The organism is Kitasatospora sp. NPDC006697 (assembly GCF_042869935.1).
Taxonomy (GTDB): domain Bacteria; phylum Actinomycetota; class Actinomycetes; order Streptomycetales; family Streptomycetaceae; genus Kitasatospora.
The window spans coordinates 65,140-87,260 of the sequence record NZ_JBIAGU010000005.1; the positions used below are offsets into that span (position 1 = coordinate 65,140).

The following is a 22,121-nucleotide window of genomic DNA, read 5'->3' on the forward strand; positions in this document are numbered from 1 at the left end:
CGGAGCGACGGCCGAGCCGGAAGACACCGCCGGTCCCCCGGGGACGCGAGACCCCGGGGGACCGGCTTCCCGACACCAAGGACCTGCCATGACGACTACGACGACCCGCCGCTGGTCCGTGCGCCGCACCACCGTGCACGCCTGGGGCTTCCTGCTTCCGTTCGGCCTGCTGTTCGTTGCGATGATGGTCGCCCCGATCGGCTACGCGATCTACCAGAGCTTCTACACCGTGCACCGCGCCGGGCTGTTCGGCGGCACCCAGAGCACGGTCTACGCCGGATTCTCCAACTTCACCCAGGCGCTCGGGGACCACGACTTCACCTCCGCCCTGGTCCGGGTCGCCCTGCTGGGCGTGGTCCAGGTGCCGGTGATGCTCGGCCTGGCCCTGCTGCTGGCGCTGCTGCTGGACTCCCGCTCCGCCCGGTTCAAGCGCCTGTTCCGCCTCACGCTGTTCATGCCCTACGCGCTGCCCGGCGCGATCGCCGCCGTCATGTGGTCCTTCCTCCTGGTCAAGGACCTCTCCCCGTTCACCGGCCCGTTGGCCGCGATCGGCATCCACACCGACTTCATGTCCCCCGGCTGGATCACGGCCTCGGTGGGCAACATGATCACCTGGGGCTGGACCGGTTACAACATGCTGATCATCTACTCGGCGCTGCAGGCGATCCCGCCGGAGCTGAGCGAGGCGGCCACGCTGGACGGCTGCTCCGGCTGGCGACTGGCCTGGCACGTCAAGGTCCCGCTCGTGCGCCCGGCCCTGGTCCTGACCACGGTCTTCTCCATCATCGGCACCGCCCAGCTCTACACCGAGCCCGCCGTCCTCTACGCGGCCCGCATCCCGGGCGCGTCCAGCAAGTTCACGCCGATCATGAACACCACCCTGCTCAACTCCGGCGCCCAGCCCAACCTCGCCGCCGCCGAGGCAGTGCTGCTGGCCCTGGTGACGCTCGTCCTGTCCTTCGGATTCCTCAAGTTCACCCAGCGGAAGGCGGCGGACTCGTGACCACCCACACCACCACCAGGAGCGCCGCCGCCGCGCCCCGGCCGGCCGTCGCCCGGCGCGGCGCGACCGCCGACCCGCTGGCCGGGCGACTGGTCGTCAACACCGTGCTGGGCCTGACCGCGCTGTACATGGTGATCCCGCTGTGGTGGCTGTTCGTCTCCGCGACCAAGGGCTCCGGCTACCTGTACCACGGCAACCCGCTCTGGTTCTCGAACTTCGACCTGGGCGGCAACGTCAGCAAGGTCTTCACCTTCGACCACGCGATCTTCGGCACCTGGCTGGCCAACAGCGCCCTGTACAGCCTGGTCGGCGCGACCGCCGGCACCCTGCTCTCCCTGATGGCCGGCTACGCGCTCGCCAAGTACCGCTTCCGCGGCCGCGAGACGGCCTTCAACGCGATCCTGGCCTCGGTGCTCATCCCCGCCCCGCTCTTCGCCCTGCCGCTCTTCCTGCTCATGGCCAAGCTGCACCTCACCAACACCTACTGGTCGGTGCTGCTGCCCAGCTTCGTCAGCCCCTTCGGCGTCTACCTCTCCCGTGTCTACGCCGCGGCCTCGATCCCGGACGAACTCCTCGAAGCCGCCCGGATGGACGGCGCCGGCGAGCAGCGCACCTTCTTCCGGATCGCGCTGCCGCTGATGGGCCCCGCCGCCGTGACCATCTTCCTGTTCCAGTTCGTCGCCATCTGGAACAACTACCTGCTGCCCTCCCTGATGCTCAACGACTCGGCCAAGCTGCCCGTGACCGTCGGCCTGGTGCAGTGGCGCTCGGAGTTCGCCAACGGCGTCCCCCCGATGCTCCCGATCACCGGAGCGTTCCTGTCCGTGATCCCGCTGCTGCTCGCCTTCCTGTGCCTGCAGCGCTTCTGGCGGGCCGGCCTGAGCGCCGGAAGCGTCAAGTAGACCCGCCCCACGCCCCTGATCCAGAGGAAGCCCTGTGCTCAACAACGCCCACCACGCGGCACTCACCACGGACGGCACCCGTTTCCTGCGGGCCGGCCGGGAGCACCGCATCGTCTCCGCCGCGATCCACTACTTCCGCATCCATCCCGACCTGTGGCGGGACCGGCTGGAGCGGGTGCGGGCCATGGGGTGCAACACCATCGAGACCTACATCGCGTGGAACTTCCACCAGCCCGTCCCGGGCCCGGCGCGGTTCGACGGCTGGTACGACGCCGCCGCGTTCATCCGCCAGGCCGGGGCCCTGGGACTGGACGTGATCGTGCGCCCCGGACCGTACATCTGCGCCGAATGGGACCTCGGCGGTCTGCCCGCCTGGCTGCTCGCCGACGAGGACGTCCAACTGCGCACCTCGGACCCGGCGTTCCTGGCCGCCGTCGACCAGTGGTTCGACCAGCTCATCCCCGTCATCGCCGAGCTGCAGGCCTCGCGGGGCGGACCGGTCGTCGCCGTCCAGATCGAGAACGAGTACGGCAGCCACGGCACCGACCGGGACTACCTGCGGCACCTGCGGGACGGACTGGCCGCCCGCGGCATCGACGGCCTGCTGTTCACCTCCGACGGACCCGAGCCGGGCATGCTGCACGACGGCACCCTGCCCGGTGTGCTCGCCACCGCCAACTTCGGCTCCCGCGCCGCCGACGCCTTCGCCGAACTCGCCGCGTTCCGGCCCGGCGAACCGCTGGTCTGCATGGAGTTCTGGAACGGCTGGTTCGACCACCACGGCACCCCCCACCACGTCCGCGCCGCCGAGGATGCCGCCCGGGCCCTGGACGAGATCCTCGCCGCCGGCGGCTCCGTCAACATCTACATGGCGCACGGCGGCACCAACTTCGGCTGGTGGGCCGGCGCCAACCACACCGGCGAGACCTCCGGGCAGCCCGGCTACGCCGCCACCACCACCAGCTACGACTACGACGCACCCGTCGGCGAGGCCGGCGAACTGACCGAGAAGTTCCACCGCTTCCGCGAGGTCATCGCCAAGCACGTCCCCGTCGCCGAGCAGCCGCTGCCCGGACTCCTGCCCCGCGTCGCCCCGCAGACCGTGCCGGCCCGGCCCGTCGCCGGCCTGCTGGACCGCCTGGACGCGCTGTCGGAGCCGGTGCGCCGCCCGACGCCCGCGCCGATGGAGAAGCTCGGCTTCGGCCACGGCCTGGTCCACTACCGCCACCGGATCACCGGCCCCGCCGGCGACGGCGTCCTCACCGTGGACGGCATCCGCGACCTCGCCCAGGTCTTCCTCGACGGCAGGCACCTCGCCACCATCGAACGGGACGACCCGGACCCGACGGTCAAGATCACCGTCCCCGAGGGCGGCGCCGAACTGGAGATCCTGGTGGAGCCGTTCGGCCGGGTCAACTACGGGCCCCACCTGGCCGACCGCAAGGGCCTGGTCGGCGCCGTGCGCCTGGACAAGCGCTCCCTGTTCGGCTGGGACATCCGGGTGCTGCCGCTCGACGACCCGATCGCCCTGCCCGAGGGCGCCGCACCCGCCGAGGGGATCGCGTTCCACCGGGCCACCGTCGAACTGCCCCGACCCGCCGATGCGTTCCTCGCCGTCCCCGCCAGCGGCCGCACCCTGCTCTGGCTCAACGGCTTCCTCCTCGGGCGCCTGTGGACCGACAAGGGACCGCAGCAGACCCTCTACGCTCCTGCCCCCCTCTGGAAGGCCGGCGCCAACGAGATCACCGTCCTCGACCTCAGCGCCGCCACCACCCCGCTCACCGTCGAACTGCGCGACGAGCCCGCGCTCGGACCCACCGCGCCCGCCCCCGACTGCTGACCCCGAACCCCCGGCCGCCAGGCCGGTCGGCCCCCGGCGGCTCCGGCACGGCCCCGGCCGGGGGACCACAAGGAGACGCCATGCCCACCACCACCGCGGCCGAGACCGTCCTGCTCACCCAGCAGCGCCGCAACGAGATCCGTGCCCAGCTGCACCGCGACGGCGCGGTCCGCTCAAACGACCTGAGCCGGCGCCTGTCCGTGTCGGGCGGGACCATCCGGCGCGACCTCGCCGTGCTGGCGGCCGAGGGAGACGCCCGCAGGGTCCACGGCGGCGCCGTGTCCACCGCCCGTCCGGCGGCACAGCAGAACCCGCCTTCCGGTCCCAGCTCCGGGAGCGCCGGACACTGCGCCGTGCTGCGGGTGATCGCCCGAGCCGCGGCCGCCGCCGTGGCGCCGGGCACGGCCATCGGCCTGATGGGCGGCCGCGCCGCGGTCGCACTCGCCGAGGAGCTCGCGCACCGCGGGGACATCACCGTCGTCACCAACTCCCTCGCCGCCGCCGACGCGCTCGGGCAGCGCGGCGCGGCAGGCCCTTCCGTCCTGCTCACCGGTGGCCAGTACGGCCCCACCGGCCGCCTGGTCGGCCCCCTCGCCACCGCGTCCTTGGAAGGCCTCTGCCTCCACACCGCCTTCGTCGACTGCGAAGGCGCCGACCCGGAGCTGGGGCTGACGGTCCGTGACCACCTCGACGCCGAGATGCGGGGGCTCCTGCTGCGGGTCGCCGACCGCCGGGTCCTGCTGGCCGAACCCGCCGTCCTCGGTGCCCGGTCCCTGGTGCCCTTCGCCGCGCTCACGGAGCTCGACGAAGTCTTCACCGACCCGGACCTGCGGCACGCCCGCCTCGCCCCGTTCCATCCGGTACTGAGGGCGATCGGGCGGGCGGACCTGGGCGGACCGCTCCGGTCGAGCAGCTGGGACGAGGCCGAACCGGTTGCCTCCCCTGGCCTTCGAGGTATTCGGGCCGTTCCACAGTTTTGACAGGCGAACCGCCGCACGCCTGTGAAACGGCCTTTCCAGTAAGGGCCTTGATCCTTGACGCTGCCTTCACCCCCCGCGGCGGCGCCTGTCGGGCGCTCCCGCGACGAATCCAGCGAACGGGAGTACTTGGTGCGACGAATCCTCCCCAGCGGTGCGGCGGTCCTCATCCTGGCCGCGGCCGGAGCGGCGGCCCCGGCCGCTCCGGCCGCGGCAGCGCCCGCGCCGCGACTGGCCCCGGCCTCCTGCGCGACGGAGCAGGCCGGGCACGCCCACTGCAACGCGATACAACTGGTCGGCTCCGCGGCGACCGGTGCCGCCCGGCCCGCCGCGCCCAACGGCTACGGTCCGGCCGACATCCAGTCCGCCTACGGCCTCGGCACCAACCCCGGCAGCGGCCAGACCGTCGCCGTCGTGGACGCCTACGACGATCCGAACGCCGAGTCGGACCTGGCCACTTACCGGTCCCAGTTCGGCCTGTCGGCGTGCACCACCGCCAACGGCTGCTTCAAGAAGGTCGACCAGCGGGGCGGGTCCGGCTACCCCAAGGGGGACACCGGATGGGGGACCGAGATCACCCTCGACCTCGACGCCGTCAGCGCGGCCTGCCCCGGCTGCCACATCCTGCTGGTCGAGGCGGACAGCAACCTCGACGTCAACCTCGGCGCGTCCGTCGACGAGGCCGTGCAGCTCGGCGCCAAGTTCGTCTCCAACAGCTACTCCGACTCCGAGTCCGACGTCCCGTCGGGCACCGACGTCCACTACAACCACCCCGGCGTGATGATCGCCGCGGCGACCGGTGACTACGGCAGCAAGTCGGGCGCCGACACGCAGTACCCGGCGAGCTCGCCCACCGTCGTCTCCATCGGCGGCACCTCGCTGCGGAAGGCGGCCAACACCCGCGGCTGGACCGAGACGGTCTGGGGCAGCAGCACGGCCGGCGCGCTCGGCACCGGCAGCGGCTGCTCGGGCACCTACGCCAAGCCCTCGTACCAGCAGAGCGTGAACACCTCCTGCGCCAAGCGCGCGACCTCGGACGTGTCGGCGGTCGCCGACCCGCAGACGGGCCTGGCGATCTACGACAGCTACGGCGAGAACGGCTGGCTGCAGTACGGCGGCACCAGTCTCGCCACGCCGGTGATCTCCTCGATCTGGGCCCTCGCCGGCGTCCCGGGCGCGAGCGACAACCCGGTCGCCTACCCCTACGCGCACGCCGACAAGTTCAACGACGTCACCGCCGGCACCAACGGGCCCTGCGGCGCGCCGATCTGCACCGCCGGCACCGGCTGGGACGGCCCGACCGGGCTCGGCACCCCGATCGGCACCGCCGCCTTCAAGGCCGGCAACCCCCCGCCGCCGCCGGCCAACGACTTCTCGGTCTCGCTCGCCCCGGCCTCCGGCAGCGCCGTCCAGGGCAAGTCGGTCACCTCCACGGTCTCCACCGCGGTCACCGCGGGGTCCGCGGTGAGCGTCCAACTGTCCGTCAGCGGGCTGCCCTCCGGCGCGACCGCGACCTTCAGCCCGGCCACGGTGACCGCCGGCGGCGGCTCCACCCTGACCATCGGCGCCGCCGCGACGACGCCGACCGGCAGCTACCCGGTGACGGTCACCGGCACCGCCGGGAGCACCGCCCACTCGGCGGTCTACACGCTGACCGTCACGGGGAGCGGCGGGGGCGGCACCGTCACCGTGGCCAACCCCGGCACCCAGTACGGCTCCGTCTACTACGGCCTGGTCATCCAGATCAACGCCACCGACAGCGCGCGCCTGCCGCTGACCTTCACCGCCTCCGGCCTGCCGGCCGGCGTCTCGATCACCCCGGGCGGCCGGATCTCCGGCACCCCGACCGCGAGCGGCGCCTTCCAGGTGACCGTCACCGCGAGCGACGGCGGGGGCGGCACGGGCTCCACCACCTTCACCTACCAGGTGTTCTGACCGGCCCGGCCCCACTGCGGCACGGCCACCGGGCCCGGGAGCCGTCCCGGGCCCGGCGGCCCCGCTCAGTCCCACTCCCAGCGCATCCCCAGCACGCTCGGCGACACGTCCAGGGCGACCACATGGGCCAGTTGGGTCCCGCCGACCCATACCTCCCCCACCCGCCTGTCCGGCTCCTTGACCGTTCTGCGCTCGTAGCGCCAGCAGCGGGCCGGCACCGCCGCGGGGTCGAACTGCACCTGCAGCAGGTACTCGCCCACCGGCGCCGGGAAGACGCGGTAGTAGTAGTCCACCTCGCCGAAGGCCATGTCCGAGGCCTCGTACTCCACGACCGCCGTGTCGCCGCGGTCGAGCACCCGGTCCAGCACCAGTTCGGCGACCAGGAACCCGGCCGCGAGGTCGGCCCGGACCCGACCGACCCGGCAGCCGCGCACGGCCCGCAGCCGGGGCGTCCGGGAGGCGGGATCCTCCTGCCGGTAGGTGACCGTGAACCGGGAGACCCGGTTCGCGTGCGCGCGCAGCACAGCACGCGTGGTGAGGCCGAGCTCCTCACGGGTCGGGCCGACGGAGTAGAGGTCGTGGACGCTCAGGCGGGTCAGGCCGTTGTGAACCGGGGTCTCGACGTCGTTCAGCAGCGCCTCGAACTCGGGACCGCCGCCGTAGGCCGCCGACAGGTCCAGTCCGCCGGCCGGATGGGTCAGCCAGCGGCCGCGAGGGCGCTGCGGTCCGAGCTGAGCCGTCAGGGCGTACTCGGGCAGCTCGAGGATCTTCTCCAGCAGCCGGACGGCGCGCAGCGATTCGGGCCGCTCCGGACGGCTGCGCCCCCGACGCCAGTAGCTGAGGGTCGAGACCGAGACGCGCACCCCGTGGGCCGTCAGCCGGTGCTGCAGCTCATCCAGCGTCAGGGCGCTGGCCTCGATCGCGAGGTGCAGCAGCGCCGAGAACGGGCCGGTCCGCATCGCGTGCGCCAGTTCCCGCTCGAGCGTCCGCCGCCTCGCCGATTCCATGATGGTCGAGTATGAACGCTACCCGCATCGCGGGGGAAGGACGCGATCCGCCGTGGGCCCCGGCCGGTGCTGGAGCCTCACTTGGAACGCGGCGGTGCCGGGGTCGGCGGCGGCAGGGGTCATCGGGGTGCCTCGCCGTCGGTGAGTGCGGCGGCCAGCTCCCACCAGCCGGAGGTGGCGGGGTGGGCCGGGTCCGGGGGCGGGAGCGGCCGGATCGGGGGCGGGAGGGGATCGCCCGGCTGGAGGTCGCCGTAGAGCAGGGCGACGCCGCGGCTGGTGGCCGGGACGGGGGCGGGGCGGCCGGGGTCGTAGGGGAGCCAGTGCTGTTCGAGCACCAGCAGCAGGGCCCGGCGCAGGCCGCCCGAGCGGGCGTAGGCCTCGAGGAGCCGCAGGGCCGCCGTACCGGTCGGCGCGGTCTCGTCGGTGACGGCGATGGCGAGCGGGCGGCCCGGGCAGAGGTGGCCGAGCCAGCAGGCGGTGGCGCGGCCGGGGGTGAGGTCGGGGACGGCGTGGGCGAGCACCAGCAGGTCCACCTGCTCGCCGGCGGGCACGACGTCGCGGATCAGCGCCTCGGCCATTTCGGCGTACGACTGGCCCTGGTCCTCCGGCAGTTCGCCGTCCGGGAGGGCGAGTCCGTACGGCGCCAGCAGGTCGGTCAGGTAGCGGTGCAGGCGCTCGGCGTGGACGGGGTCGGCGGCCAGTGCGGCCGGGGCGGGGAAGGTCAGCCGGGCGGCGCGGCGCAGGCCCCAGCCGCCCGGCTGGGTGTCGGCGGGTGGGAGGAGGGCGCGGACGGTCACTGGTCGGCCAGCGGGTGCGCTGAGGGCGGTGTCGGCGCTCGCGCCGGTCACCTCGCGGTCGAGCACCTTCGGGGGCAACGCGCGGAGCGGGTCGACGAGTTGGTCCCGCAGCGCGGGGTCGGTGGGGGAGAGGGGCATCCGGGTCCGGTCCTTCGGTCCATCGGTCCATCGGGGGAGGGGAGGGAGGGTCAGTGGCGCAGGGCCATGGCCGCGAAGGCCGCGCCGGGTCCGGCGCCGGCCGCGGCCATCACGTACGGCTCGCCGGGGCGCAGCAGCCCGCGTTCGCGGGCCGTGCGGTGGTTGACGAAGTGGTCGGCGCAGAAGACGTGCCCGACGCTCGCCACGGTGTCCAGCACCATCCGTTCGCGCGGGTAGCCGAGGGTGCGGCAGACCTGGTGCCAGGCCGCCCGGTTGACGTTGTGCGGCAGTATCGCGCGGACCGCGTCCAGCGCCAGGCCGGCCCGGTCGACGGCGGCCAGCACCGCCCCGGCCAGCGCGTCGGCGTAGATCCGCTGGAACTCCTGGACCTGCTCCGGCCCGCCGGTGTCGAACTCGCCGCGCAGGTCGACCGCGTAGGACAGCACCCGGTCCCGCTCCCCGCCGGGCGCGACCAGGCAGGCCGCCGCGCCCTCGCCGAAGAAGGAGCTGCCGGGGACCAGCGCGGCCTCCGGCGTGAACGCCTTCTCCCCGGCCAGCACCAGCGCCAGGCCGTCCGGGTCGCCGTCGGCGGCCAGCAGCCGGCCCGCCGCGTCGATGGCCAGCAGGCCCGAGGCGCAGGCGTGGTGACCGACCGCCAGCACCTCCGCCCGGCCGAGGCCCAGCTCCGCGCAGAGCTCCCGGACGGGGTGGTGCGGGTACGGGGCGACGGTGGGGATCGAGCGGGCGTGCAGCACGTACCGGACGCGCTGCTCGCGGCCGCGCAGCGCGGGGAGCGCGGCCACCGCACCGCGCAGCAGGTCCAGCAGGGTGCCGCCGGGGTCGCGGGAGACCTCGCCGAAGCCGTGGTAGCGCCGGAAGACCTTGACCTGCATCGGGGTCAGGCCGAACTCCCCGGCCAGCGCCTCGATCGGCACCCGCCCCGGCGGCAGGTGGTCGGCCACCGCGAGCAGCGCCGTCACCGCACGCCCCGTACGGTCGCGGCCGGGTCGAGGGCGGCCTCCACCGCGACGGCGACGATGCCGCGGAGCAGCGCCTCGGCCTGCTCGGCGCAGAAGTGCCGGGTGTCCGTCAGCACCTCCAGCAGCGTCCCGTCCGGCGCGTCCTGGAACTGCACCTGCAGCACGTGCGCCGACAGGTCGGCGCGGCGCACCCAGCGGAACCCGCCGGCGGCCTGCGCCGCCCGGAGGTGCCGCGCGAGGTCGCCGGCCGGTGCCTCCACCGGCCGGTGCGCGCTGCGGTCGTTGAAGAAGCACCGCACGTCGACCTGCTCGCCGCGCTCCTCGGAGATCCGGGCGACCAGTGCGTTCAGGTCCTCCGGGTGGAAGTAGGCGTACTTGTAGCCCGCCAGCGCGGCGCCCGTCGCGCGCTCGACCGCCTCGTCCACGGTGCAGCCGTCCACGTCCAGCACCGCGATGCCGGCCTGCGCGGCCATGCACACCACGTCGCGCAGCGTGGAGCGGAAGCGGTTGTTGACGACGGGCCGGACCACGACCGGCCCGTGCCCGCCCAGGCGGCGCAGCGCGACCGCGTACAGCGCCAGCAGCACCGGCCGGAGGCCCGAGCCGGTCCGGTCGGCGATCACCTGGAGGGCCAACGGCAGGGCGGGGGAGAAGAGTTCGCCCGTCCAGTGGCTGGGCGTCGCCGGGGCCGCCGAGGGCGGGAAGCGGCGGGCCGGGACGGTGCGCAGGATCCGCTCCCAGTGGCGCAGGGCCCGCTCGTTCTGGCGCCGGCCGGCCGGCGAGCGCTGCCAGGCGGCCTGCTCCAACTGCTGCAGGCCGGTGACCGGTTCGGTCGAGCGCGTGCCCACCTCGCGCAGCATGATGGCCCCGCCCGCGGCGTCCATGACCAGGTGGTGCATCACCGACACCAGGTGCGTGGGCGTGCCGCCCTCGCACACCACGGCCATCCGCACCGGCCAGTCGGCCGTGTAGTCGTACGGCGCCGCCCGGTAGTGCTCCTCCACCTCCGCCGCGAGCCCGGCCGGATCGGCGCCGTCCGCGTCGAACACCTCGAGGACGGTCCGGCCCGAGTCGAACAGCTCCTGGGTGGGGTGGCCCGCCGCGTCGAACCGCAGCCTGGTCCGCATCGAGGGGAAGCGGCCCATCAGGTACCGCAGCTCCTCCGCCACCCCCGCCACCGTCGAGCCGGGCGGCAGCGCCGTCCGGCCGCCGTTCGGCAGCGCGCTCCGCTGCTCCACCATCGCGTGCCAGATCTCCCACATGCCCCAGGACAGCTCCTCGACCCCCGAGCCGGGGCCCGCGAAGTCCACCGGCACCCGCTGGGCGGCCACCGGCTGCCGGGTGCCCGTCAGTCCACCGCCGCCGCGGCCCGGTGGCGCCGGCGCATCAGGAACAAGCGGACCTGGCCGGTCGGGCCGACGATCGGGCATCTCTGCTGCTCTTCCTCTCCGGTCGGACGGACTCGGCTCTCTGGGAGCGCTCCCACGCTGCTGGGCGGTGCTGCGGCGGTGTCTTTCACGGAGTGGCGGAACCTCTTCCCGGTGGGCCGGAGGGAGTCGGCGGAATTCCCATGCCGAACTTTCATCGCTGAATTGCCCGGGTGTCAAGGCCTTCCGCGGCTTCGGTATTCCGGCGCGGGTGGAGTGCTCGGTTCCGGCCGGGCGGAGGGATTTGCCGGGTGCGTTGACGCGCCTGCGGCCCGTCGCCAGGGTGGCCGCCGGTTGGACCGCCTGATGGCCAACCGGCCTGGTGCAGGGGCCCGTTGCAAGGGAAGCACGGCCGCAGGACGGGATGCCGGCGCTTCCGATGGAGAGGCGCCAGGCGTCGGCGGTCAGTCCGTGGCGCCGCTCTCGAGCGCCGCCGCCCAGCGCTCCGACCACTGGGCCAGCGGGTTGAGTGAGAGGCAGGCCTCCCGCCCGAGCGCGGTGAGCTCGTACCGGCTGTCGGGCAGCTGGTGGACCACGCGGGCGTCCAGCAGTTCGGTCAGGCGCTGGCGCATCACGCTGGAGGACATGTCGTCGCACTGCTGCTGCAGGGGGCGGAACCCGAGGGGGCCGCCGCGCAGCTCCCAGAGGATGCGCAGGCTCCACCGCCGCCCGAACAGGTCCAGTGCGGCCATCAGGGGGCGGCCGGTGGTCGAGCCGCGAACCGGCGCGCCGGGCTTCGGTGTTGACATGGTGCGGCGTCCAGCCTCCACGGTTGATGCTTCTGATTCCGAAACGCTACCATCGGCGACCGCTTCGGAAGACGAAACAGCGCCCGGGAGGGCGCCCACTCGGGCCGGCCCCGGAGGGCCGCCTACCGCGTTGAGCCGGATGGCGGACCGGCCGAACTCGCTATCGAAACAGGATAGTTGCCCAGATAGTTCGTATCGTCACTCTATTTACGACATGCTTGCGCCGAGCGCCCGTCGTTCCCTATAAAGATCGTATGCGCATCAATCGCCTCGCCCTCGCCCTGCTGGCCGGCACCAGCGTCCTCGCCCTCGCGGCCACCGCCCAGGCGGTGCCGCACTCCGACGGGCCGGCCGCCGCCGCCCCGATGGCCGGGCCGGCCGCCAACAAGCAGGTCGTCGACGTCAGTTCGCCCGACCAGATCCCGACCACCGGCTCCCGCGCGTCCACCGCTCCGGCCGGTGCCGACCAGCCCGGCATCACCTACCGGACCACGGCGTTCACCAACAACCACGGCGGCAAGTGCCTGGACGGCGACCTCAACACGATCGGCAACAACGGGGCCATCGTGCAGTTGTGGGACTGCAACGGCTGGGACAACCAGACCTGGTACTGGACCCCGGTCGAGGGGCAGTCGGGCGTCTACACGCTGCAGAACGGGCACGGCCTGCAGTGTCTGGACGGCGACCTCAACACCATCGGCAACAACGGGGCGAAGGTGCAGCTCTGGGGCTGCAACGGCTGGGACAACCAGAGTTGGGCCTGGGACGGCACCACCCTGAAGAACACCCACGGCGGCAAGTGCCTGGACGGCGACCTCAACACCATCGGCAACAACGGGGCCATCGTGCAGTTGTGGGACTGCAACGGCTGGGACAACCAGAGCTGGACGTACCACTGACGCCTGGCGGTCAGGCGTCCTGCCCGGCGAGGCAGTGGCTCGGAAGGCCGACTCCGGGCCGACTGTCGTCAATGTTCGGGTGGTCGCCCGGCTGATGCGGATCGGCCGGGCGCTCTTCGCCGTTCCAGGCCTTGTCCCAGCTGATGCAGCCGGTGGAGGCGAGGGCCGAACCCGGGTTGGCGAGGAGAATGGCAGGCATGGCGGCTCCTTCGGGGGCGGATGGCGGCGGTGGTCGGGCGAATGCCTGGCCACCGCCGTTGACTCGGCAGAAGCGTATGGGCGCGGTCGGCCGGTGCCCTGTGCGTGGCGCGCGGGATTCCTTGACGACGCGTGCGAGACTGCTGCCGTCCGGGGGGGAAAGCGAAGGGCGGGGGCCTGACGGTGCGCAATGCCATGGGTGCGGAGAACGTGCCAGCGCCGGACAGGTTCGACTGGTTCATGGAGACGGTCTCCAGCGCCCTGATGCCCTCCGCGTTCAGCACACCGGACCCGGCCCGGTTCCACGCCGAGGGTGCTCTGCTGGACCTCGGGCCGGCCCGGGTGTCGCGGTTCTCGTACTCCCCGCTGCATTCCCGGCGGACCCCCGCGCTGATCCGCCGGGGGGATCCGGAGCAGTACCAACTCGGCCTGGTGCTGCGGGGATCGGCCTGGTACGCGCAGAGCGGCAGCGAAGCGGAGCTGCGCGCCGGGGACTTGGTGCTGTGGGACACCTCCCGGCCGTACGAGTCCGGGTCGGGGCTCGACCGCCGGGAGGTGGAGGTGGTCGTGCTGCAGGTCCCCAAGGCCGGGATGCCGCTGCCCGCCCGGGACCTCGACGGGCTGCTCGCCCGCCGGATGGACGGCGGCACCGGCATGGGGGCGGTCCTCGCCCAGTTCCTGGTGTCGGCCGCGGGCAACGGGCCCGACTGCGGGCCGCAGGAGTTGGGCGGGCTCGGGAGCGCGGCGGTGGAGCTGGCCGGCGCCTTCCTGCGGCAGCGGGCCGGGCGGGAGCTGCGGACGCCGGCGCACGCGCTGCTCAGCCGGGTCGACGCGTACATCGAACAGCACCTGGCGGACCCGGAGTTGACCCCGCGGGCGATCGCCGAGCGGCACCACATCTCGCTGCGCAGCCTGTACACGCTCTTCCAGCAGCACGGCCGGGCCGAGGGCGTCGCGGCGGTGATCCGCCGGCGGCGGCTGGAGCGCTGCCGGGCGGACCTGGCCCGGCCGCAGCTTCGCCGGCACCCGGTCCACGCGATCGCCGCCCGCTGGGGGTTCAGCAGCGCAGCGGCCTTCGGCCGGACCTTCCGTGCGGTCTACGGCACGACTCCCAAGGCGTACCGCGAGGAGGCCTCCGGCTAACGCTTCGCGGCCAGGCCGCAGGTGATCAGCTGCTCCCAGACCGTCGGCTCGCCCGGCACGCCCTCCGGGCGCCAGAGGGTGCACGGGACCACGCCCGGCTCCAGCAGTTCGAGGTCGCCGAAGAGCGCGGCGATCTCCTCGTCGGTGCGCCAGCGCCCGCGGCCGAGGCTGGCCTGGAGCTTCTGCTCCACCGCCCGGGTCTCCCCGTTGCGGCCGCTGCGGAAGTGCGAGATGTAGAACCGGCTCCCCGGCGCGACCAGTTCGGCCCACCGGCGGACCGGCTCGGCGGGCCGCTCGGAGTCGTTGAGGTGGTGCAGCACGCCGCTGAAGATCACGCCCACCGGCCGGTCGAAGTCGATCAGGGCCCGCACGGCCGGATCGCCGTGGATCCGCTCCGGATCGCGCAGATCGGCCTCGATCACCACCGTCCGCTCGTCGCCGGCCAGCAGGGCACGGCTGCGGACCACCGCCGACGGATCGTGGTCCACGTAGACGACGCGCGCGTCCGGGCTGTGCCGCTGGGCGACCTGGTGCACGTTGTCCTCGGTGGGCAGGCCGCTGCCCAGGTCGACGAACTGGCTGACGCCCTCGTCGGCGATGGCGCCGACGGCGCGGATCAGGGCCTGGCGGTTGGCCCGGGCGATGGCGGGGGAGCCGGGCAGGTCGTTGATGAAGATGTCGCCGATCGCGCGGTCGACGGGGTGGTTGTCGTGGCCGCCGAGCAGGTAGTCGTAGATCCGGGCGATGCTCGGCTTCGACTGGTCGTCTTCGATCGCGCGATCGGCCATGGGACCCGACCTCCTGCCCTGGGACTGGTACCTGATCAAGCGTAGGCGAACCGTGCCGAACGCGGCATTCCTCGAACGGGTGATGTCACACGGCACCTGACGGGTCGTCAGTCCGTCGGGTGGACGGGCCGGCCGCCGAGCAGGGTGTGGCTGGGCAGCAGGTCGCGCAGCTCCTGCGGCGGGCAGTCGGCGGGGTCGCGGTCCCAGACGGTGAGGTCGGCCAGGCGCCCGGCGGTGAGGCTGCCGCGCAGCGCCTCCTCGCCGAGCAGCCGGACCGCGCTGGTGGTGTGCAGGGCGACGGCCTCCCGGTAGGAGATCGCGTGCTCGGGGCCCTGGACGCCGATCACGGTCTGCCGGGTGGTCAGGCCCCAGACCGAGCGCATCGCGCCGAACCGGCCCACCGGGAAGTCCGATCCGGCGGCCACCAGCGCGCCCTGGTCCAGCCAGCCGCGGGCCGGGAAGAGCGCGGCCACCCGCTCCGGGCCCCAGAACTCCCGCTCGACCTCGGCGGTGTCGTGCAGCAGCGGCTGCTGGATGGTGACCGGTATGCCCAGGGCGGCGGCCCGGGCGCGCTGGGCGGGGCCGGCCAGTCCGCCGTGCTCCATCACCAGGGTGCCGGCGGGCAGGCCGGGGTTGCGGGCGAGCACCTGCTCGTAGACGTCCAGCAGGACCCGGACGGCGCGGTCGCCGTAGGCGTGGGTGCCGACCCGCCAGCCGCGCCGGACCACGGCCTCGACCGCCTCGGCCAGGGCCGCCGGCTCCCAGAGCAGGGTGCCGGAGTAGGCGTGGTCGCAGGCGTAGGGCTGCTCGGTCGCGCCGGCCTCCAGGCCGCCGTCCAGGCCGAACTTGACGCCCCAGACCCGCAGCCACGGGTCGGCGCCGTACCGCCACTCCTCCATCGCGTCGAGCAGGCCCGCCAGTTGGGCCGTGCCGCTCAGGCCGATCGCCGAAATCAGCGCCCGCACGCGGGTGTTGAGCGCGCCGGCCGCGCGGGTGGCGAGCAGTACGGCGTAGTCCTCGGGCGAGACCGCGCAGTCCCGGACGGTGCCGATGCCGGTGGCGGCGTACTGCGCACTGGCCAGCCGGAGGCCGTCGATCCGCTGTGCCGGGTCCGCCGGCGGCAGCAGCCGCTCGACCAGCGGCATGGCGTTGTCGATCAGCCGCCCGTTCAGCCGGCCGTCGGCGTCGCGGCCGATCACGCCGCCGGCCGGGGCAGGGGTGTGCTCGGTGATGCCGGCCAGCCGCAGGGCGCAGCCGTTGACGACGTCGTTGTGGCCGCCGCGCTTGAGCAGCACGGGGTGGCGGTCGGTCGCCCGGTCGAGCTCCGCGGCGGTGGGCATCCGGCGCTCGGCGAGGTTGAGCTCCTGCCAGTTGGTGGTGGTGCGGATCCACTGCCCCTCGGGGGTCCGAGCGGCCCGCTCGCGGATCAGGTCCAGCAGTTCGGGGATGCTGCGGGCCAGGTGGACGGGCACGTCGTGGGCGCTGTGGCCGGCGAGGACCAGGTGGGTGTGGGTGTCGTCGAAGGCGGGCAGCACGGTGGCGCCGGGCAGGTCGCGCACCTCGGTGCGGGCGGTGACCAGGTGGTCGAGCCCGTCGGGGTCGGGGGAGAGCGCGGCGATCCGGTCGCCCCGCACGGCCAGCGCGCGCTGCGGCCGCTGCCCGGGGACCAGGGTGTGCACCGCGGCGGCCCGGATCAGCAGATCGGCACCGTGTTCGGTCATGCTCGTCCTCCCGTTCTCTCCTGCTGTCGACTTGACCGGCCCGGGTCAGTCAACCGGGTTGGCTCGGCCGATGGGGCCAAGTCGTTACTTTGCGCCTTTGTGTCAGCATCTTGCGTCCGGAGGTCGGAGAGCCTACGTTCCTGCTGCGTCGGCGCTGCCCGCCGACCCCCGAGCCAGGAGGTACCCCTGATGCACGTTCCACGGGCCGCGGCCAACGCACTGGCCATCGCGGTGGTCTGTCTCACCGTCGGCTCCGCCGGTACCGCCGCGCAGGCCGCCGCCGGGCCCGCGGTGCAGGTCAGCCGGGCCGGGCTGGAGCCGGCGCTGGTGGCCGGGCGGGGCGCGCCGGTCGGCTTCCAGGAGCAGCAGGCCGTGAGCGCCGCCACCGACGGCACCAGGCTCGCCCTCAGCACCGCCCCGTACACCCTGGCCGCCGAGGCCACCGGGCGCACCGCCGTCTCGCTGGCGCCGGGCCAGTACGTGGAGTTCACGCTGCCGGCCGCCGCCAACGCGATCACCGTGCGGTACAGCATCCCGGACGCGCCCGGCGGCGGCGGGCTGACCGCGCCGCTGGACGTGGCCGTCAACGGGCACCACCGCGCCACCATGACGCTGACCTCGCAGTACTCCTGGCTCTACAACGAGTACCCGTTCAGCAACGACCCCGCCGCCGGCCCGCTGCACCCGGACTGGTGGACCACCGAGTGCTCCTGCGTGCCCTCGGCCACCAGCCCCGCGCCGAGCTTCCCGACGCCGTTCCGGGCCGGCCACTTCTACGACGAGCAGCGGCTGATGCTCGACCACAGCTACCAGGCGGGTGACCGGATCCGGCTGGCGGTGCCGGCCGGCGGCGTGACCACCACGGTCGACGTGCTGGACTCCCAGCTGGTCGCGCCGCCGGCCTTCGACCCGCTGGCGGCCGATGTGCTCGCCTTCGGCGCCGACCCCACCGGCCGGCGGGACTCGGCCGACGCGATCGACCGGGCCATCGCCTTCGCGCACCGGACCGGCCTGAAGGTCTACCTGCCGCCGGGCACCTACCAGGTGAACCGGCACATCCTGGTGGACGACGTCACCGTCGAGGGCGCGGGCAGCTGGTACACCGTCGTCAAGGGCCACCAGGTGGACCTGGCGACCCCGGCCCCGGACGGTTCGGTGCACACCGGCGTCGGCTTCTACGGCAAGGACGCCTCGGCGGGCGGCAGCCACCACGTGCACCTGTCCGGCTTCGCCATCGAGGGCGACGTGCGCGAGCGGATCGACACCGACCAGGTGAACGGCATCGGCGGCGCGCTGAACGACTCCACCGTCGAGGGCCTGTACATCCACCACACCAAGGTCGGGATGTGGCTGGACGGCCCGATCCACGACCTGCGGATCACCGGCAACCAGATCGCCGACCAGATCGCGGACGGCATCAACTTCCACACCGGCGTGACGGATTCGACGATCTCCGGCAACTTCGTCCGCAACACCGGCGACGACGGCATCGCGCTCTGGTCGGAGAAGGGCGAGGACGCCCGCGACACCGTCGACCACAACACCGTGCAGACGCCGGTGCTGGCGAACGGCATCGCCCTCTACGGCGGCACCGACGACACCGTCTCCGCCAACCTGGTGGCCGACCCGATCCGGGAGGGCAGCGGCATCCAGGTCGGCTCCCGGTTCGGCGCCCAGCCGTTCACCGGGCACCTGTGGATCACCGACAACACCACCGTGCGGGCCGGGACGTTCGAGCTGAACTGGAAGATCGGGCTGGGCGCGATCTGGTTCTACGCGCTGGAGCAGGACATCAACGCCGATGTGGAGGTGGTCGGCGACTCCTTCCTGGACAACACCTACAACGCGATCATGCTGGTCACCGACTTCCCGGTGAAGGACAAGTACGCGATCACCGACGTGCACTTCAAGGACATCACGGTGGACGGGGCCGGGACTTCGGTGCTCAGCGCCCGCTCGGCCGGGTCGGCGACTTTCCAGAACGTGCGGGCGCGCAACGTGGGCGCGGTCGGGATCGACAACTGCGGGGCCTTCGACTTCACGCCCGCCGGTTCGGAGTTCAGCGTCACCGACCTCGGTGGGAACACCGGCGGCGGCACCACCGGTCCCTGGCTCGCACCCTGGGAGCTGCCCAACACGATCACCTGCGAGGACCGGCCCGCCGTGGTGGTGCCGCCGGCGCCCGCGCCCTGGTAGCCCGACCGCCGAGGCCCGCGCCCGGGCGCCGCGCTGCGCGGGCCTCAGGGCTTCAGCGGCCCCGGGCTGAGCCGGCTCTGCAGGCGGGCGTGGCGGAACTGGTAGACGGCGCCGACCTGGCGCAGCACGCCGCGGCGGTAGGCGTCGTCCAGGAAGGCCATCACGGCCCAGGGGAGGCGGCCGGTGAGCGGGAGCCAGATGCGGGTGAAGAGCAGCCACTGGCCCCAGGCGGTGAGGGTGAAGACGTAGCCGAGGGTGCCGGTGATGCCGCACTGGATGCCGAGCAGCGGCCAGTACCAGGCGGCCTGGCGCAGGCCGTACCAGTTCTGCACCAGGGCGCCGACCGGCTGGCCGACCAGGGCGACCGCCACGGCGACCACCGGGGTGACCAGCAGGGCCTGGCGGATGACGTTGGAGCGGTTGAGGGCGAGCAGGGCCCCCGGGGTGGCGGCGGATTCGAGGTCGACCGGGGCCTCCAGGGCCGCCATCAGGCCCAGGGCCAGGCCGGCCGCCAGGGCGAGGATGAAGCCGTTCGCGCCCGAGTTGATCAGCACCCGCTCCACGATCGGCATCCCCGGCAGCGGCGGCAGCACGCCCAGGGCGCTGAGCGCCAGTTTGCACGGGCCCTGGGCGAGGCCCACGGTGAAGCCGAGCAGCAGGCCGGTGCGCAGCGCCGAGAGGATCCGGCGGCCCGGGGCGGCCACCGTCGGCTGGTTGCGGCGCGGCAGTCTCAGCTGCACCGGGGAGGGTTCGAAGGCCTGCCGGCCGAACCGGACCGTCACCAGGTAGACCAGTCCGAAGGCCAGGCCGACCACCGGACCGAGCATCAGGGCCTGGGCCCAGATGGCGGTCTCGCTGATCCAGGGCGTGCCCTTCCCCACGATCAGATTGGCAGCCTCGCCCTGGAGCACGGTGGTGCCGATGGTCACCACGCCGCAGGCCAGCACGATGGCGAGCACCCGGGAGGGCAGGCTGAGCCCGTTGGAGAGCCGCCACCAGGCCAGGTCGTGCCGGTCCAGGTGGCCGGCCAGATGGCCGAGGTACTGGTGGGCGCGGCGCGGTCCCCAGTGGTGCCGGGAGCGGGCGGCGGTGGGCCGGGCGCGGTAGACGGTGGGGACGAAGCCGGCCAGCAGGTGCTCCTCCAGCGCCTCGGGGGAGGGGAAGCGCCCGGTGTCGAGCAGCGCGGCGGGCTCCTGGTCGGGGGCGTCGCTGTAGAGGGTGCGGGCCAGCAGCACCATCAGCGGGGTGCTGAGCACGGTGGTCAGGTTGGCGCTGGCCAGGCTCCGCGGGCGCTCGCGCAGTTCGGCCAGGACCGGGGTCCAGCCGGCCGCGGCGTCCTGGGCCGGGCGGGCGGTGCGCGGCAGGTAGTGGGCCAGGTCCTCGGCGGTGAGGTCGGTGAGCTCGATGCCGGCGGCCTTCTTCAGCACATCGGTGGTGGCGGCCTCGGCGAACTGCTCGGTGCGGCTGGTCAGCAGCAGCGGCAGGGATATCTCGTTGAGCTCGCGCAGCGCGGCCGCGTGCAGGCCCTTGGCGATCTCGTCGAAGCCGTCCAGCACCGGCAGGATCCAGCCCGCGTCGACCAGGGCCTCCGCCAGGGTCGAGCGGCCGCCGGTGCGGGCGGCCAGGTTGGGGTGGTCGCGCAGCAGCCGTTCCAGCAGCCAGTCGCGCAGGCCGGTGACGGTCGGGTCCCAGGAGCCGATGCTGAAGATCACCGGCACCGGCTCGTCGGCGGCCCGGCCGGCCAGGTAGTCGAGGACGAACCGCAGCATCAGCACGGACTTGCCGGAGCCGGCCCGGCCGAGCACCACCAGTCGGCCGGACCCGACCCGTCGGTAGATCTCGGCGATCCGGCTCAGCCCGCCCTCCAGCGGCACCGGGCCCGCGCTCGCGCCGGGTGCCGCGCCGCCGATGTTGTCCCAGTGGTCCAGCAGCCCGGCCGGTGCCGCCCGCCAGCGCACCGGCAGCGGGAACGGGTCGTGGATCCGGCGCTGCTCCTCCTCCCGGATCCAGCGCCCGTGCACGTGCCGGGCCAGCGACTCGGCGGCCAGCGCCAGCTCGCCCTTGGGCGCGGGCGGACCGGCCTCCACGGGTTCGGGCGGTTCGGGCGGCGCGGCCGGCGGGGCGGTGCGCAGGATCTCCTGATGGGCCGCCAGCACCTCGGCCCCCGGGTCCACCCCCAGCTCCTCCGCCAGGGTGGCCCGCAGCCGGCCGAAGACGGCCAGCGCCTCCGCCTGCTGGCCGCTGCGGTGCAGCACCAGCATCAGCTGCCGGTGGAACCCCTCGTGCAGCGGCTGCTCGGCGATCAGCCCGGTGAGCTCGGGCGCCAGGCCCTGATGGCGGCCCAGCTCCAGCTCCGCGTCGATCCGCCATTCCAGCGCCTGCCGGCGGGCCTGCGCGGAGCGTTCCACGAACGGCCGGGCGACCGGCGTCTCGGCGAGCTCCGGCATCGGCGAACCGCGCCAGAGTGCGAGTGCCCGGCCGGCCTCCCGGCTGACGCAGGGCCAATCCCGGCGCAAATACCCGGCCCGCGCCGATTCCAGCGCCGCGGTGAATTCCTCGGTGTCCAACTCACCCGGCTCGACCCGCAGCAGATAACCGCCGGAGACCGCCCTGATCCGCGGTTCGGCCTCGCCGGGCTCGGCCAGCGCGCGGCGCAGCCGGGCGATGTGGTTCTTCAGCGAGGCCCCGGCCGTGGAGGGCGGTCGTTCGCCCCAGAGCGACTCCTGCAGCCGGTCGTGCGGGACCGGCTGGTTGGCGTGCAGCAGCAGCACGCCGAGCAGGACGTGTGCCTTCGGCCCGTCCAGGGTGCGGGCCGTGCGGCCGTCGTGGACGGCCAGCGGGCCGAGCAGGCTGAAGCGCATCCGTGGTTCCCCCCACCTACCGAATCGGGCCCGCCGCCGCGTGCCGCGACGGAGCGTCACCGCATGTTAGCGCTGTTGCGGATCTTCGACAGCCGCGGCCGATCCGCCGGGAAGGCCGCGGATCACGTGTGCTGCCTGGGCCGTTGCCCGTTCGTTTCCGCCGGGTTGCCGGCGCGCGCGAGGCTGTGGGCGGCACTTCGGCCACCGAACCACCATGCGTCGAGAGGGACCCATGTCGTCACTTCACCGCCAGCAGCCGGTCGTCACCGGGAGCGGCGAGCACCCCGTCGGCGGGGCCGGCCCGGCCGCGGCCGACACCTCGTGGTGCGGGAAGAAGGCCGCCCGGCCGGCGCCGACGGCCCTGACCCAGGCGGACTTCGCCCTGGTCGCCTGACCCTTCGACAGCGGCCCTGCCCGGGGCGCGTGACCGCACCGCGTCCCGGGCTCCCGGCGCGCCGCCGTGCTCCCCGCGGCTCCCCGCCGCCTCCCGCGCGTGACATTTCCGCGTTTCGGGATCTTCACCGGGCGGTCCGGGAATTCCCGCCGGGAATACCGTCCGC

The 22,121-nt window shown here is 73.7% G+C and carries 18 protein-coding genes; 9 read left to right on the forward strand and 9 right to left on the reverse strand.

What is annotated here, in order from left to right:
- Window positions 1–88 precede the first annotated feature (88 nt).
- The 5 genes from ACFYNO_RS09130 to ACFYNO_RS09150 all read left to right on the forward strand — a co-directional run bounded on the left by ACFYNO_RS09130 (window position 89) and on the right by ACFYNO_RS09150 (window position 6,657).
- A complete protein-coding gene (locus ACFYNO_RS09130) occupies window positions 89–1,003 on the forward strand; it encodes a carbohydrate ABC transporter permease (protein ID WP_388007774.1) in 915 nt (304 codons plus the stop codon).
- The gene (locus ACFYNO_RS09135) at window positions 1,000–1,905 is read left to right on the forward strand and encodes a carbohydrate ABC transporter permease (RefSeq protein WP_388007777.1); all 906 of its coding nucleotides are present in this window, start codon (window positions 1,000–1,002) and stop codon (window positions 1,903–1,905) included. The genes ACFYNO_RS09130 and ACFYNO_RS09135 overlap by 4 nt, the downstream gene beginning before the upstream one ends.
- Window positions 1,906–1,939: 34 nt before the next feature.
- Window positions 1,940–3,745: a beta-galactosidase family protein gene (locus ACFYNO_RS09140; RefSeq protein WP_388007780.1), complete on the forward strand. Its 1,806-nt coding sequence runs from the start codon at window positions 1,940–1,942 to the stop codon at window positions 3,743–3,745.
- Between the two features lie 80 nt (window positions 3,746–3,825).
- On the forward strand, window positions 3,826–4,725 hold the full coding sequence (locus ACFYNO_RS09145; RefSeq protein ID WP_388007783.1) for a DeoR/GlpR family DNA-binding transcription regulator: 900 nt from the start codon (window positions 3,826–3,828) through the stop codon (window positions 4,723–4,725).
- Between the two features lie 129 nt (window positions 4,726–4,854).
- Window positions 4,855–6,657, forward strand: a complete 1,803-nt coding sequence (locus ACFYNO_RS09150; protein WP_388007786.1) for a putative Ig domain-containing protein — start codon at window positions 4,855–4,857, stop codon at window positions 6,655–6,657.
- A 65-nt stretch (window positions 6,658–6,722) separates the two neighbouring features.
- Here the strand turns inward: ACFYNO_RS09150 and ACFYNO_RS09155 are convergent, their stop codons facing one another.
- The 5 genes from ACFYNO_RS09155 to ACFYNO_RS09175 form a co-directional block, all read right to left on the reverse strand.
- On the reverse strand, window positions 6,723–7,664 hold the full coding sequence (locus ACFYNO_RS09155; RefSeq protein ID WP_388007789.1) for a hypothetical protein: 942 nt from the start codon (window positions 7,662–7,664) through the stop codon (window positions 6,723–6,725).
- 119 nt (window positions 7,665–7,783) lie between these two features.
- Window positions 7,784–8,599: a hypothetical protein gene (locus ACFYNO_RS09160; protein ID WP_388007791.1), complete on the reverse strand. Its 816-nt coding sequence runs from the start codon at window positions 8,597–8,599 to the stop codon at window positions 7,784–7,786.
- A gap of 50 nt (window positions 8,600–8,649) precedes the next feature.
- Entirely contained in the window at window positions 8,650–9,579 is a 930-nt protein-coding gene (locus ACFYNO_RS09165; protein WP_388007794.1) for a 3-oxoacyl-[acyl-carrier-protein] synthase III C-terminal domain-containing protein, read from the reverse strand.
- Window positions 9,576–10,910, reverse strand: a complete 1,335-nt coding sequence (locus tag ACFYNO_RS09170) for a condensation domain-containing protein (protein ID WP_388007797.1) — start codon at window positions 10,908–10,910, stop codon at window positions 9,576–9,578. The genes ACFYNO_RS09165 and ACFYNO_RS09170 overlap by 4 nt, the downstream gene beginning before the upstream one ends.
- A gap of 500 nt (window positions 10,911–11,410) precedes the next feature.
- Window positions 11,411–11,755 carry a winged helix-turn-helix transcriptional regulator gene (locus ACFYNO_RS09175; protein WP_388007800.1) on the reverse strand — a complete coding sequence of 115 codons (345 nt, stop codon included), beginning with the start codon at window positions 11,753–11,755 and terminating at the stop codon, window positions 11,411–11,413.
- Between the two features lie 254 nt (window positions 11,756–12,009).
- Between ACFYNO_RS09175 and ACFYNO_RS09180 the strand changes: the two genes are divergently transcribed.
- Window positions 12,010–12,654: an RICIN domain-containing protein gene (locus ACFYNO_RS09180; RefSeq protein WP_388007803.1), complete on the forward strand. Its 645-nt coding sequence runs from the start codon at window positions 12,010–12,012 to the stop codon at window positions 12,652–12,654.
- A 10-nt stretch (window positions 12,655–12,664) separates the two neighbouring features.
- On the opposite strand, the gene ACFYNO_RS09185 is transcribed toward ACFYNO_RS09180, so the two are convergent.
- The gene (locus ACFYNO_RS09185) at window positions 12,665–12,853 is read right to left on the reverse strand and encodes a hypothetical protein (RefSeq protein WP_388007806.1); all 189 of its coding nucleotides are present in this window, start codon (window positions 12,851–12,853) and stop codon (window positions 12,665–12,667) included.
- 209 nt (window positions 12,854–13,062) lie between these two features.
- On the opposite strand from ACFYNO_RS09185, the gene ACFYNO_RS09190 reads away from it, so the two are divergent.
- Entirely contained in the window at window positions 13,063–13,995 is a 933-nt protein-coding gene (locus ACFYNO_RS09190) for a helix-turn-helix domain-containing protein (RefSeq protein WP_388007809.1), read from the forward strand.
- Here the strand turns inward: ACFYNO_RS09190 and ACFYNO_RS09195 are convergent.
- Both ACFYNO_RS09195 and ACFYNO_RS09200 read right to left on the reverse strand, forming a co-directional pair.
- Complete coding sequence (locus ACFYNO_RS09195; RefSeq protein WP_388007812.1) at window positions 13,992–14,783, reverse strand: SAM-dependent methyltransferase; 792 nt, start codon at window positions 14,781–14,783, stop codon at window positions 13,992–13,994. The genes ACFYNO_RS09190 and ACFYNO_RS09195 overlap by 4 nt on opposite strands.
- A 107-nt stretch (window positions 14,784–14,890) precedes the next feature.
- Window positions 14,891–16,504, reverse strand: coding sequence for an amidohydrolase (locus ACFYNO_RS09200; RefSeq protein ID WP_388007815.1), 1,614 nt, complete (start codon window positions 16,502–16,504; stop codon window positions 14,891–14,893).
- A 189-nt stretch (window positions 16,505–16,693) separates the two neighbouring features.
- On the opposite strand from ACFYNO_RS09200, the gene ACFYNO_RS09205 reads away from it, so the two are divergent.
- Window positions 16,694–18,700, forward strand: a complete 2,007-nt coding sequence (locus tag ACFYNO_RS09205; RefSeq protein ID WP_388007818.1) for a glycosyl hydrolase family 28-related protein — start codon at window positions 16,694–16,696, stop codon at window positions 18,698–18,700.
- 44 nt (window positions 18,701–18,744) lie between these two features.
- Here ACFYNO_RS09205 and ACFYNO_RS09210 read toward each other — a convergent pair whose 3' ends face one another.
- On the reverse strand, window positions 18,745–21,561 hold the full coding sequence (locus ACFYNO_RS09210; RefSeq protein ID WP_388007821.1) for a BTAD domain-containing putative transcriptional regulator: 2,817 nt from the start codon (window positions 21,559–21,561) through the stop codon (window positions 18,745–18,747).
- A gap of 232 nt (window positions 21,562–21,793) precedes the next feature.
- Here ACFYNO_RS09210 and ACFYNO_RS09215 point away from each other — a divergent pair, with 232 nt between their 5' ends.
- Window positions 21,794–21,955 (forward strand): hypothetical protein, encoded by a 162-nt coding sequence (locus ACFYNO_RS09215; RefSeq protein WP_388007824.1) that lies wholly within the window; start codon window positions 21,794–21,796, stop codon window positions 21,953–21,955.
- Window positions 21,956–22,121 lie beyond the last annotated feature (166 nt).